The 12,408-nt window shown below is 40.5% G+C and carries 14 protein-coding genes; 10 read left to right on the top strand and 4 right to left on the bottom strand.

Annotated features, from left to right (window positions below; genetic code table 11):
* Positions 1-50 precede the first annotated feature (50 nt).
* The 7 genes from ACEQZT_RS02985 to ACEQZT_RS02955 all read left to right on the top strand — a co-directional run bounded on the left by ACEQZT_RS02985 (position 51) and on the right by ACEQZT_RS02955 (position 7,605).
* Positions 51-467, top strand: coding sequence for a hypothetical protein (locus ACEQZT_RS02985; RefSeq protein WP_370087084.1), 417 nt, complete (start codon positions 51-53; stop codon positions 465-467).
* A gap of 141 nt (positions 468-608) precedes the next feature.
* Positions 609-2,492, top strand: a complete 1,884-nt coding sequence (locus ACEQZT_RS02980) for a DNA topoisomerase IV subunit B (RefSeq protein WP_370087082.1) — start codon at positions 609-611, stop codon at positions 2,490-2,492.
* A complete protein-coding gene (locus ACEQZT_RS02975; RefSeq protein WP_370087080.1) occupies positions 2,492-2,992 on the top strand; it encodes a hypothetical protein in 501 nt (166 codons plus the stop codon). The genes ACEQZT_RS02980 and ACEQZT_RS02975 overlap by 1 nt, the downstream gene beginning before the upstream one ends.
* Positions 2,993-3,055: 63 nt before the next feature.
* Positions 3,056-3,679 (top strand): hypothetical protein, encoded by a 624-nt coding sequence (locus ACEQZT_RS02970; RefSeq protein WP_370087078.1) that lies wholly within the window; start codon positions 3,056-3,058, stop codon positions 3,677-3,679.
* A gap of 28 nt (positions 3,680-3,707) precedes the next feature.
* Positions 3,708-6,302, top strand: coding sequence for a DNA gyrase/topoisomerase IV subunit A (locus ACEQZT_RS02965; RefSeq protein ID WP_370087077.1), 2,595 nt, complete (start codon positions 3,708-3,710; stop codon positions 6,300-6,302).
* Entirely contained in the window at positions 6,302-6,961 is a 660-nt protein-coding gene (locus tag ACEQZT_RS02960; protein WP_370087076.1) for a TrmH family RNA methyltransferase, read from the top strand. The genes ACEQZT_RS02965 and ACEQZT_RS02960 overlap by 1 nt, the downstream gene beginning before the upstream one ends.
* Positions 6,958-7,605, top strand: a complete 648-nt coding sequence (locus ACEQZT_RS02955) for a vancomycin high temperature exclusion protein (RefSeq protein ID WP_370087074.1) — start codon at positions 6,958-6,960, stop codon at positions 7,603-7,605. Before ACEQZT_RS02960 ends, ACEQZT_RS02955 begins: the two co-directional genes overlap by 4 nt.
* On the opposite strand, the gene ACEQZT_RS02950 is transcribed toward ACEQZT_RS02955, so the two are convergent.
* Positions 7,606-7,899 carry an Hpt domain-containing protein gene (locus ACEQZT_RS02950; RefSeq protein WP_370087072.1) on the bottom strand — a complete coding sequence of 98 codons (294 nt, stop codon included), beginning with the start codon at positions 7,897-7,899 and terminating at the stop codon, positions 7,606-7,608. It lies immediately after the preceding gene.
* Between the two features lie 162 nt (positions 7,900-8,061).
* Here ACEQZT_RS02950 and ACEQZT_RS02945 point away from each other — a divergent pair, with 162 nt between their 5' ends.
* From ACEQZT_RS02945 to ACEQZT_RS02935, 3 genes are all read left to right on the top strand, one after another.
* On the top strand, positions 8,062-8,523 hold the full coding sequence (locus ACEQZT_RS02945; protein WP_370087070.1) for a hypothetical protein: 462 nt from the start codon (positions 8,062-8,064) through the stop codon (positions 8,521-8,523).
* Between the two features lie 67 nt (positions 8,524-8,590).
* Entirely contained in the window at positions 8,591-9,130 is a 540-nt protein-coding gene (locus ACEQZT_RS02940) for a rhomboid family intramembrane serine protease (RefSeq protein WP_370087068.1), read from the top strand.
* A gap of 34 nt (positions 9,131-9,164) precedes the next feature.
* On the top strand, positions 9,165-10,214 hold the full coding sequence (locus ACEQZT_RS02935) for a PA0069 family radical SAM protein (RefSeq protein ID WP_370087064.1): 1,050 nt from the start codon (positions 9,165-9,167) through the stop codon (positions 10,212-10,214).
* Positions 10,215-10,289: 75 nt separating this feature from the next.
* On the opposite strand, the gene ACEQZT_RS02930 is transcribed toward ACEQZT_RS02935, so the two are convergent.
* The 3 genes from ACEQZT_RS02930 to ACEQZT_RS02920 all read right to left on the bottom strand — a co-directional run bounded on the left by ACEQZT_RS02930 (position 10,290) and on the right by ACEQZT_RS02920 (position 12,408).
* On the bottom strand, positions 10,290-10,646 hold the full coding sequence (locus ACEQZT_RS02930) for a DoxX family protein (RefSeq protein WP_370087062.1): 357 nt from the start codon (positions 10,644-10,646) through the stop codon (positions 10,290-10,292).
* Positions 10,647-10,729: 83 nt separating this feature from the next.
* Entirely contained in the window at positions 10,730-11,395 is a 666-nt protein-coding gene (locus ACEQZT_RS02925; protein WP_370087061.1) for a hypothetical protein, read from the bottom strand.
* A complete protein-coding gene (locus tag ACEQZT_RS02920; protein ID WP_370087059.1) occupies positions 11,392-12,408 on the bottom strand; it encodes an AMP-binding protein in 1,017 nt (338 codons plus the stop codon). The genes ACEQZT_RS02925 and ACEQZT_RS02920 overlap by 4 nt, the downstream gene beginning before the upstream one ends.

Raw genomic sequence — 12,408 nt, 5'->3', positions numbered from 1 at the left:
TTAATGATTGGGTCTAACAATTTGTGAGACGGCTGGTTAGATTTGTGCTCATGATTAAAGCCGTCAAAGTCCTCAATACTTTATCCATCATTTTCTTTATGGTTATCCTTTTGCTGGTGTACGCCTACTTACCAATAATGGTAGATGTAAATGTTGAGGGATTGAAGGACATTCATAAGCAGACTTTCTTCTATTATATCGTTGGAGGGTTCGTGGTAGTAAACATTATTTTAAGGCTCATCAGATCATTAGGAGCTAAGCATTTACCTAATGAACCACAAGCCTGGCTTAGTGCTATCATTTTTGTAATCAATTTCAATATTACCTTGCTTGTTGGCTTTATCGGAGTGTGGAACAACCCTGCTCATATAGACCCATCCAGCTATGCATACCTGAATTACCTGGGACCAGTTTTTATAGCAATTTGGGTTATTGGATTGATTTTTTTGTTTCTCAAAAAGAAATAGAACTCACTCTATTTCAGATTCTTAAATTGACTTATTTGAAGTAAAACTACTTTATCACGTTAGGTTGTTACGTGTAAGTATTGGATTTTTATCATTACTTTGGATTAGAGATTATTAAATCATTTATAACGATTTTATTGCATGGCTGAAGCGATTTATACCGAGGATAGTATCAAATCTCTGGACTGGAAGGAGCATATCCGGCTCAGACCTGGTATGTACATTGGGAAGTTAGGTGACGGTAGTTCGCCTGATGATGGCATCTATGTTTTGGTAAAGGAGATCATCGATAACAGTATAGATGAACACATGATGGGGCATGGTAGAACCATTGAGGTGAAGGTGACCGATCATCGAGTGACGGTAAGAGATTATGGTCGTGGAATTCCGCTAGGAAAAGTGGTCGACTGTGTGAGTAAAATCAATACTGGAGGTAAGTACGATTCCGGTGCATTCCAGAAATCAGTTGGTCTGAATGGGGTTGGTACTAAAGCAGTAAATGCCTTATCCAATTACTTCAAAGTGCAAAGCTTTCGGGATGGTGAAACCAAGGTTGCAGAGTTTGAAAGAGGAGAGGTGATCAACGATGCAAAAGTTGAGAAGGCTGATGGAAGAAACGGAACTCAAATCATATTTGAACCAGACGATTCTGTGTTCAAAAATTACCACTTCATTCCGGAGTATCTGGATAACCTGATGTGGAACTATGCCTACCTAAATGCCGGGTTGACGATCGTTTTGAATGGGAAGAAATATCACTCTGAAAATGGGTTGAAAGATTTGCTCACCAACAAAGCGGATATTGAGAATTTACGTTACCCAATCATTCATCTTAAAGGAGATGATATTGAGGTTGCGCTCACGCATGCCAATCAATATGGTGAAGAATACTACTCATTTGTCAATGGTCAGTATACTACCCAGGGCGGAACACACCTGGCTGCTTTCAGAGAAGCAGTAGTTAAAACCGTTCGTGAATTTTACGGTAAAAACTTTGACGCCTCAGATGTGCGATCAGCGGTCATTGGTGCAATTGCTGTTCGTGTACAGGAGCCTGTGTTTGAAAGTCAGACCAAGACCAAACTGGGATCTCAAAACGTGGGACCTGATGGGCCTACAATGCGGACATTCGTCAATGATTTTGTGAAAACAGAATTGGATAATTTCCTTCACCGAAATTCGGATACAGCTGATGCACTTCTGAAGCGAATTCAGCAATCGGAGCGTGAACGAAAGGAAATTGCCGGCATCAAAAAACTGGCTAATGAGCGAGCGAAGAAGGCAAACCTTCACAATAAAAAACTTCGGGACTGTCGCATCCACTTTAATGACAAGAAGGGTGATGATGAAATCAAAGACGAAACGATGATCTTCATTACTGAAGGAGACTCGGCCAGTGGTTCGATCACTAAGTCGAGAAATGTCCAAACTCAAGCTGTTTTTTCACTTCGAGGTAAGCCATTCAATTGCTTTGGTCATACCAAGAAGGTAGTATATGAGAATGAAGAATTTAACCTGCTACAGCATGCGCTAAATATCGAAGATGGGTTAGAGGGATTGCGCTACAGGAAGATCGTTATAGCAACAGATGCCGATGTAGATGGTATGCATATTCGCTTACTATTGCTTACCTACTTTCTTCAGTTTTTCCCTGAACTGGTGCGAAACAATCATATTTTCATCCTTGATACACCACTTTTCAGAGTTAGGAATAAGAAGGAGACTATTTATTGCTATTCTGAAGAGGAACGCAGAAATGCGATAGCCAAGCTCGGTAACAAGCCAGAAATTACGCGATTTAAGGGATTAGGCGAGATTTCACCGAATGAATTTGCTGCATTCATTGGCGATGATATCCGTCTGGACCCGGTTATTCTGCAGAAAGACACTAGCATTATTGATTTGCTGACATTCTATATGGGTAAAAACACCCCGGATCGGCAGCAGTTCATCATTGATAAGTTGCGAGTGGAAAAAGACCTAATTAAGGAGGTAGAGAAAGAAGTAGTAGAAGAGATGACTTAATGGAACGATCCAAGTCACTTTCATCAAGATATGTCAAGGCATATAAGATTATGATAATTGTATTGATGACATTATTCGTGACTTTCTATGTCATTGCTTTTGGCTCTAAAGGAGGATTCATTGGAGTTTTAATGGGGGTTGCATATCCAATTTTCTTGATTTTTTATTGGTTTCCTGAAGCTAGAAAGTCAATGAATCGAATTAGAGAGATAGCGTACGACAAAGAGAATCTTTATGTAAAAGAGGGGGATTATGAGATACAAATTCCTTTTCACGATGTAAAGGATATTGAAATCATGAGTCTGGATGGCTTGTATAAATTCAAGCTCTATCACCATGATCAATTTGGTGATGAAGTGATATGTAAACCATCACTTTGGTATCCATTTAATTACAAGAAAATAGATGCAGAGCTTAATCGTATTCGTTCGTTCGTACGTAAGGCTCATAGGGAGTACAAGGATAAAATCGGCTCGGATATGTCATTACCAAGTAATTGATTGTATAAATTATGCAAAACATAAAATTTTGTATAAAAAACGCAATAAATTTGATTTAGGGTTATGGAAGCTAAGAAGCGATTCATATTGATAGGAGATGTGGTGAGCCACGAAGTGGATGGGAGTCAGCTGTTTACAGACTTCCAAATGGTTCTTAGCTACACAAATAAGATTTACAGTGAATCCCTAGAATCTCCATTAACCATTGTATTTGGTGAGGGATTTGAAGGAGTTGTATCAACAGCGCAATCGGGTATAGACATCATACTTGCCATGGAGGAGTACATATTGGAAGAAGAGTTTGATTTTAAGCTTAGGTATGTCCTTTATGAAGGAGTTGTAGAATCAGCTATTAATCGGGAGAATGCTACTGAAATGACAGGATCTGGTTTTACGAATGCCAGAAAAAGGTTGAGTGAAATGAAGAAAGATACAAATCGGTTTTTTGTTTCCACCAAGTCCTCAATTGAGATCAACAAGATGATGAGGGTTACTCAGCATTTCATCGATGGGTGGCATCCAAAAGACCGAAGTACGGTTTCTGGATTCTTGCAAGGACACGATTATAAAGCATTAGCCAAAATCCAGCAAAAGGATGAGTCTACCTTGTGGAGAAGGCGCAAAAGTTTGGCAATTGATGAGTACCAGATGTGTAAGGATTTAATCCATCATCTGGTCAATAATTAAAAAGAAGTTGATTGAATATTGTTAGTAAATGGGAGAAGAACACGAAAAAGAGGAAGAAATTCATGATGTGATCCCGATATCGGGGATGTACGAAAACTGGTTTTTGGATTATGCATCATATGTAATCCTTGAACGGGCTGTTCCGGCTATAAATGACGGACTGAAGCCAGTTCAGCGAAGGATTCTGCACGCCATGAAAGAAATGGATGACGGACGCTACAACAAAGTAGCAAACATCATCGGTAGTGCGATGCAATACCATCCGCACGGGGATGCTTCCATTGGAGATGCCATTGTGAATCTGGGTCAGAAGGATTTGCTTATCGATACTCAGGGTAACTGGGGAGATGTGAGAACCGGAGATTCTGCAGCAGCAGCCCGATACATTGAAGCCCGACTTTCAAAGTTCGCTTTGGAGGTAATCTTCAACCCTCAAACTACTGAATGGCAGCTATCATACGATGGCAGAAAGAAGGAACCGGTCACTTTCCCTGTTAAATTCCCATTGCTGCTTGCGCAAGGCGTGGAAGGGATTGCTGTTGGACTTTCTACTAAAATGCTTCCTCACAACTTTTGTGAGATTTTGGAAGGGTGTATAGCCACCCTGAAAGGAAAGAAAGTAAAGCTTTATCCTGATTTTCTTACGGGAGGTAAAATTGATGTTACGGACTACAATGATGGTCAGCGAGGCGGCAAAGTACGTGTTCGTGCGACTATTGAAGAAGTGGATAAATCCACATTGGCCATTCGTGACATTCCTTACGGAACCACCACCACCTCATTGATCGAATCCATTGTAAAAGCTAACGACAAGGGCAAGATCAAGATCAAGCAGGTAATTGACAATACCGCCAAGGATATCGAGATCTTAGTGAGCCTGGCATCAGGTACCTCGCCTGACATTACCATGGATGCCCTTTATGCTTTTACAGATTGCGAAGTATCTATTTCACCTAATGCTTGCGTCATCATCAATGATAAGCCGCATTTCATTGGGGTTTCAGAGATATTGAAGCAGTCTGTAGATCAGACGGTTGATTTGCTCAGACAAGAGCTAGAAATTGAAAAAGCAGAACTGAAGGAGAAAATCTTTTTTAGCGATTTGCTTAGGATTTTCATCAATGAGGGGATGTATAAAAACTCAGCATACGAGAACTCTGGCGATCTTCAAAAATGCTATGAGGTATTGAATCAGTTATTCTCTCCATTCTTTGATCAGTTCTACCGGGAAATAACCAATGAAGATTATAAGAGGCTAATTGATAAGCCACTTAGTAGCATCACGCGCTTTGATACAAGTAAAGTGGATGCGCAGATCAAAGAGCTGCAGGAAAAGATTGCTGAGGTAGATTACAACCTTAATAACCTGACTGAATTTGCTATTTCCTACTATCAGAATTTACTCGATAAGTATGGAAAGGGTCGGGAGCGTAAAACGGAAATTACCAATTTCGACACCATCAATGTAACCGTTGTAGCGGCGAATAATGCCAAACTGTATGTGAATAGGCAAGACGGATTTGTTGGCTATGGTTTGAAAAAAGATGAGTTTGTATGCGAATGCTCTGATATCGATGACATCATCGCTTTTACGAAAGATGGTAAGTGTGTGGTGACCAAGATACAGGACAAGACTTTCGTAGGTAAGGATATTTTATATGCTGGAGTTTTCAAGAAAAATGACGAGCGTATGGTCTACAACATGGCTTATGTTGATGCCAAGTCTGGTAACTCATATGTGAAGCGCTTTCAGGTATTGTCAGTAACAAGAGATAGGGAATATGACCTGACCAAAGGAGGAAAAGGCAGGGTCCACTATTTCACTGCCAATCCGAATGGTGAGGCAGAGATTGTAACCGTTTCGCTGACTCAGGCAAGCAAAGCTAGGAAAAAGGTGTTTGACTTTGACTTCTCTGAATTGGAAATCAAAGGTCGGGGAGCCGGAGGTAATATTCTAACTAAGTACCCGGTTCGTAAGATTGTTTTGAAAGAAGAAGGAAAGTCGACTCTGGGGGGTGTGGATATTTGGTACGATCCTACCGTAGGAAGGCTAAACCGAGAGGAGCGAGGTAACTTATTGGGGAACTTTATGTCTGAAGATCAGATCGTGGCGTTTTATAAGGACGGAACTTATGAGACCACCTCTTTTGAGCTAACAAATCACTATGACTTCAATAGTTTGATGGGCATCTACAAATTAGATCAGGATGCCTCATTCAATGCGATCCACTATGATGGCGACACTAAGAATTACTTCGTGAAGCGATTCATCATTGAGACTAATACACCGAATAAGAAATTCTCTTTTGTGACGGAGGCTAGAAGCTCCAAGCTGATGTTCATATCGAAGGGAATAGATACAGATGTGGAAGTGACGTACAAGGATGGGCGTAAGCACGAAAAGAAAAAGCTGGATTTGATGAGTCTGATTGATATCAAAGGATGGAAAGCCATAGGAAATAAGCTTCCGGTGCAGCAGGTGATTTCTGTGGACCTGATCAAGGAGGCAAAAGAAGTACCAAAGCAATCTGAAATTGATCTGGACGCAATTAAGAATACAATCAAAAGTGAAGTAGAAGAAGAGGAGAATCAATTGGGGTTGTTCGGTGAAAAGAAGGAGTAATGAATCACCAACAGGTCATCGATATCCTTGGAGAATTTGTCTCGGAAAATAAGAAAACACACATCGATCGTGTATTGAGTCAGCGGACCAGGCATTTGACACTTGTTTTCGAGGATATCGATAAGCCTCACAATGTAAGTGCCGTATTGCGAACAGCCGAGTGTATGGGTATCCAGGATCTTCATTTTATAAAAAACAAAAATGACTACACGGTAAACCCAATCATCAGCCAGGGAGCTGCAAAGTGGGTGACCATGCATCATCACAATAAAGCGAATGACAATATTGCTGAGTGCTATCAGTCACTTCGAGAGCAAGGCTATCAGATTTTTGCAACTTCCCTTCATGAGACTTCCCGATCAATTGATGATATTGATCCTGCCATGAAGACAGCCATTGTTTTTGGCACGGAGGCCGATGGGATTACACGGGAAGCAGGGGAGAATGCTGATGGATTTGTTCATATCCCTATGAGTGGCTTTACCGAGAGTTTCAATCTGTCCGTAAGTGCTGCAATTTTTCTAACCGTGTTAAAATCAAAACTCAATGGATTGCCTCCGTTAAAAGAAGAAGAGAAGCTGGCTCTTCGTTCTGAGTGGTATCGCAAAATCGTGAGGGAGGCCGATCTGATATTGAAATCGAAAGGAATTGCTGTATGAATAAAGCCACCGCCAAAAAACTCATTCGCCTGGGAGCCTGGATATCAATCACCATCTTTTTATTCGTGTTAGGCACCAATATTTGGGTGGTTCAGTCCACCAAAGACCTCATTTATGATGATATGAACAGCCCAATCAATGACGTGGCGCTTGTATTGGGCACGAGTAAACGCACCACAGAGGGTAAGCCTAATAGATTTTTTATGGAGCGGATGCAAACTGCAGCGGCATTGCATGCGGGTGAGAAAGTCAAACACATTTTGGTCAGTGGAGACAACCGAACGAAGTATTATAATGAACCTCGTGACATGCTTAAGGCGCTTGGTGATCTTAATATCCCGGAGGAGCATATCTCACTTGATTTTGCCGGGTTGAGAACGCTCGATTCTGTAGTCAGGTGCAAGGAAGTTTTCGGACAAAATAAAGTGACCATTGTCACCCAGGAATTTCATTGTTATCGTTCGCTCTTCATCGCCAACTATTTTGAAATGGAGGCAGTCGCAGTGTCTGCAGACGATGGGGGCCCTGTTGGAAACATGTTAGCATTCAGAGAAGTACTGGCTCGAACAATGGCTGTGCTGGATCTTTATGTACTTCAGCGCAAACCCAAATACCTGGGAGAGGAGATCCAGCTTTCTATTTGATCATTTTCCTGCCCAATCTTTGAGCTGTTTCAAAGCATCTTCACATTGGGTGTTTATATCCTCAATGATCTCTTTTGTAGCTTTTGTGGGATCATATTGAAGTTCCTCCAGTATCTCTCCACATCTCAGTTGAATCATCTTTGCCGAAGGTTTCAACTGGTGAGCTGACTTGGATAGGTTATCTAAATCTCCCGCCTCAAGCTCATCTTTCATTTTTTGTACCAGCGAAACATAAGTGTCTTCAAAGGTCGTGATAAACTCCTCCTTGAAGTCCTCATCATCTTCACTCAGCACTTCCAGGTAAGTAAAATCTATTTTTTACATAATCGCTTAATCTTGCAGATAAAACTAAGGCTCTCTAGGTAAAAAACATAACTAAAATTTAGGGATGATGTCATTACCATCACAGAAATAATTTCGTATTTTCGAGCCTTAAATTTGAAATCCCAAAAAGGAATGATCCCAGAATTTGAACCACTAAGAGAAGATGAAATTCAGGTTATGCTTCAGGCACCTGTTTATGTTGCAATTTTGATTGCCGGTGCTGATGGCAAGATAGACAAGTCTGAGCGTAAAGAGGCTATTGATGTAGCACGAAGCAAGCAGAGCAGATCAAGAGAGCAATTGCATGAATTTTACGTTCAGGTAGGTGAGCAGTTTGAGGCTAACTTCAATAGGTTAATTGACGAGTTACCTTCAGGTACCGAAGCAAGAATTTCTGCGATTACAACAGAATTAAGAAAGCTTAATTTTATTTTACCTAAGATTGATAAGAATTTTGCCATTAAATACCACGCAAGCCTCAAAGACTTGGCAAAAAGAATTGCTGAGGCATCAGGTGGGGTATTGGGGTATTTGTCTGTAAGCTATGAAGAGTCCAAGCTTATGGAGCTAAAGATGATCAAAGAGATTGAATAGAAATTCAGTAAAATGAATATGAACCCTGACTTCCTTGGAGTCAGGGTTTTTTATTTAATTTAACCGTATGCACAAGTCAGGAATTGTCCCCCCACTCAGGCTCTGCTTCTTTATGTGGCTTGTGTTCACAATTGAATTTTATCTGCAAATTGATTTAGGGTACCTAGGGATCTACCCAAGGGAAATAACTGGACTTGTTGGTGTGGTAATGGCACCCCTGCTTCACGGCAACTTCAATCACCTCGCTTCTAACACAGTTCCTTTGCTAGTCCTGGGAGGTAGTGTTTTCTTCTTTTACCCTAGCATCGCCTCACGGGTTTTCCTTCACGCATACTTCTTTACCAATATCCTTGTTTGGGTATTTGGAAGACCTTTTTATCACATCGGAGCTAGTGGCCTCATTTATGCGCTTGCCTCTTTTCTTGTCTTCTACGGATTATTCAAAAGAAATTTTAAATCGGTAATCATAAGTGCGGTGGTCATCTTTGTTTATGGTAGCATGGCTTACGGCATCTTTCCCCTTGATGATCGAATCAGCTGGGAGTCTCATTTGATGGGTGCCGTAGTTGGCTTGGTCAGCGCCTTTACTTTTTCAAAATCAAGATAATTACAAAATACTAATATTTTTAGTATTTTTAAGTATGGATTATTTGAAGGGAAAAGGTGCCCAAATAAACGTTCCTAATAAGTATTCAGCGCTCAGTCTATCCACTGACTCATTGGATGGATTGGATGAGGAGCTAATGCTGGAGAAACCCAGAACAGAAATTTTCCATGAGACACCCAAAAAAATCATTTCTACCAATAGCAGTCCTGACATTGGCCCTTCAGCATCTATCAATCCCTACCAGGGATGTGAGCATGGCTGTGTGTATTGCTACGCTCGCAATTCCCATGAGTACTGGGGGTTTAGTGCCGGGTTAGATTTTGAAACTAAGATAATTGTGAAACCAGAAGCGCCTCAGCTATTAGAGCGTGAGTTTCTCCGTCCTTCATGGAAGCCTCGGACTATTATGCTAAGTGGCAATACAGATTGCTATCAACCACTGGAAAAGAAGTTTGGGATCACCAGACAATTGCTCCAGGTTTTTAACAAGTATCAGAATCCGGTCGGAATCATAACAAAGAATGCGCTTGTTACGAGAGACCTAGATATTCTAAAAGAGTTGGCAAAATCAAGCCTGGTTCATGTTATTTTTTCTATCACTTCACTGGATGAGAAACTCCGTCAGAAGCTGGAGCCGCGAACTGCCAGTGCTGTGAAAAAGCTAAAAGCCATGGAAGCATTGGCTGAAAATGGCATTCCTGTTGGAGTAATGAACGCTCCGATTATTCCGGGGCTCAATCATTATGAAACACCTGAGATTTTGAGATTGAGCGCAGATGCTGGTGCTCGATTTGCCAGCTATACTGTGGTGAGACTGAATGGTCAGATAGGTAAGATATTCAAGGACTGGCTCACAAAATCTTACCCTGACCGAGCTGATAAAGTGTGGAATCAGATACAGGAATTGCATGGAGGAAATGTAAGTGATAGTGAGTTTGGTCGGAGGATAAAGGGAGAGGGGAATATTGCAGAAATTATTCGAAAACTATTTGAGGTGAGCAAGCGCAAATATTTTAAAAATAGGGAGATGCCGCCACTTGAAACTTCACATTTTCGAAGTGGTGGATCGTATAGCTTGTTTTAAATAAAAAAACCTCCTGAATTGAATCAGGAGGCTCCTCTTCATACTTATCTAGAATCCCTAGATTAAGGTTTATTTTTAATTTGTGAGGTGAGCACTCATGTACCATGCCCCACCTGCCAATGCGACATCTTTCAAAAACATAGCTGAGCTAACTGGATCCTGATTTAGGAATCCTGGTAATTGTATCAATACGGCAAACAATGCTATCATAAGTCCCAAAAGCTGTGTTGCTAATTTTGCTTTTTTACCGATGATTATAGCCACTGCGGCTAATATGAATGCGACCCCTGCTAGGTAAACAAAAAAGACTGGTGCGGGGAAAAAATCTGGAACCATTCCCGCCATATCGTCGGCTCCCATGAGGTGAAAAATCCCGAACATTGCCATTGGTCCCGCATACATGAGTTTCCCAAGAAATCCTAAGCTTTTCATTTGATTTGGTTTGAGGTTGAATAGTTAAGGTTAATAGTCCATCAAGTTAACCGATTCGCTTCTCAATAGCAAAGTCCGGTTGGTCAGGATGTCAATTGATTCACCAAACGTGAGATACTATTTATTGATTTGGTTTCCTCAATAGGATACCAAAATCCATCTCCAGGATTAATAGTATTGGCAGTTGTCTTTTTGCTTGGCTTCAATGATTCGAAATCACGATTAAATAGGATAGACATTAGGTCCCTGCCCACTTCCCAGTTATAGCTGGACAACTTATTTATTGAAACCTGTCGTTTTTGAAATGACCATTGAAGGGCATAATGAATATTACCGACCAAAACTTCAGCTTCAAGAGGGGACTCAATTTCTGATGTTTCTAGCACAGCTTGCATCAGTTCCTGAAATCTCATTTCTGCTTCTCCTGAATGCTTTGGAAAGCCCTTGTCCACTCCGTTCATATGGATGTGAAGATAGGTATGTTCATCTGGCTCAGACTGTGTGTCTTGATTTTCGAAATACACTAAATCCTGCTTCCATCTAGCATCAAGTTCTCCGCTCCAGGAAAAGTCATCATTTTTTGTGAATCCTTCTGCTTTTAACTCATCATCACTGACATGTTCTCTTCCTAAGTATTCAATATCGAGCTGTGCGGAAATAACTTCATCTTCCACTTCAATTTTGAAAACTGCTGCATAGGCAAAAGGAGGGAGGAGTTCAAGTGGCTGATATGAGAGCGTTAATTTCATAAGCTAGCTTCAAAGAATTCTTGGGTTTTTAATCTGTCAATTTTATTGGATGCTGTTTTGAATATTCGCTGGTTGAAAAAAACTTCCTTTGGCTTTTGATAGGTTTCCAGTCTTGAGAAATCAATAAGCTTATGATCCTGTTCTAATAGCAAAATTACCTTTCTCCCTAGTTTTTCATCTGCCATTGATCCAACCATAAAGTCTCCTTCGATCTGGTCTTGCAAACTCTGCTCGATTGTTTCTGGATTTAGCTTAATACCGCCAGAGTTGATTATAAAATCCTTTCTACCTAACCATTTAAAAGATTTATTTGAAATTAACTCAATTAAATCGTTGGTTTTTAGCCATTTATGATCTGTAATTGTTCCTTTTATTTTCAACGAATGATCTTTCTCAATCGCAATTTCCGTATCACCTGTTGCTGTAAAAATTTCATCAGACAAAGGTCTCAAAGCAATATGAGATACTGTCTCAGTCATGCCGAAAGTAGAGAACACTTGAGCTCTATAAGATTCATTTTTTATAGGCATTGGAGCACCTCCGATAAGGATGACTTTAAATCTTGATATTTGATCTTGAGTAAGTTTTTCGAATTGCATCGGCACTACCGAAACCAAATCGAACTTGGATTCAGAATCTAGGTGCGTCATGAAATCTGTTTCTGGTTCTACTATGTGAATATCCAAATCATAAATTAATGCCCGGTAAATCACCATCGCGCCACCAATAAACTCAGGGTTAATGCAAAGTAAACTGTTATTGATAGTAGCCTTTGAACCTATAAATGACATTGTAGCCTGTGAACTGTATTTTATCTTCTCACGGGAGATTTCAATTTGCTTTGGCGCACCCGTGGAGCCAGAAGTCTGATGGAAAAAATAGGACTTGTCCGAATGCCAATTTCGAACGATTTTTAACACATTCTTTTCAGTATCGTTATAAGTTTCTGTTGGAAGCTCTTCTTTTAGAATTTCTTCTAACTTTAAACGGAAATTTTTTGAATAAATAATCAC

This window comes from Ekhidna sp., assembly GCF_964218185.1.
In the GTDB taxonomy this organism is placed as follows: Bacteria; Bacteroidota; Bacteroidia; order Cytophagales; family Cyclobacteriaceae; genus Ekhidna.
The sequence above is the reverse complement of the archived record's forward strand: the minus strand, read 5'-3'. Positions and strand labels throughout refer to the sequence as shown.

Coding starts and splice junctions, on each gene's coding strand:
- ACEQZT_RS02935 (WP_370087064.1), top strand. CDS start 9,165: ATGGATTATTTGAAGGGAAAAGGTGCCCAAATAAACGTTCCTAATAAG.
- ACEQZT_RS02945 (WP_370087070.1), top strand. CDS start 8,062: ATGATCCCAGAATTTGAACCACTAAGAGAAGATGAAATTCAGGTTATG.
- ACEQZT_RS02985 (WP_370087084.1), top strand. CDS start 51: ATGATTAAAGCCGTCAAAGTCCTCAATACTTTATCCATCATTTTCTTT.
- ACEQZT_RS02980 (WP_370087082.1), top strand. CDS start 609: ATGGCTGAAGCGATTTATACCGAGGATAGTATCAAATCTCTGGACTGG.
- ACEQZT_RS02940 (WP_370087068.1), top strand. CDS start 8,591: ATGCACAAGTCAGGAATTGTCCCCCCACTCAGGCTCTGCTTCTTTATG.
- ACEQZT_RS02975 (WP_370087080.1), top strand. CDS start 2,492: ATGGAACGATCCAAGTCACTTTCATCAAGATATGTCAAGGCATATAAG.
- ACEQZT_RS02960 (WP_370087076.1), top strand. CDS start 6,302: ATGAATCACCAACAGGTCATCGATATCCTTGGAGAATTTGTCTCGGAA.
- ACEQZT_RS02965 (WP_370087077.1), top strand. CDS start 3,708: ATGGGAGAAGAACACGAAAAAGAGGAAGAAATTCATGATGTGATCCCG.
- ACEQZT_RS02925 (WP_370087061.1), bottom strand. CDS start 11,395: ATGAAATTAACGCTCTCATATCAGCCACTTGAACTCCTCCCTCCTTTT.
- ACEQZT_RS02970 (WP_370087078.1), top strand. CDS start 3,056: ATGGAAGCTAAGAAGCGATTCATATTGATAGGAGATGTGGTGAGCCAC.
- ACEQZT_RS02930 (WP_370087062.1), bottom strand. CDS start 10,646: ATGAAAAGCTTAGGATTTCTTGGGAAACTCATGTATGCGGGACCAATG.
- ACEQZT_RS02955 (WP_370087074.1), top strand. CDS start 6,958: ATGAATAAAGCCACCGCCAAAAAACTCATTCGCCTGGGAGCCTGGATA.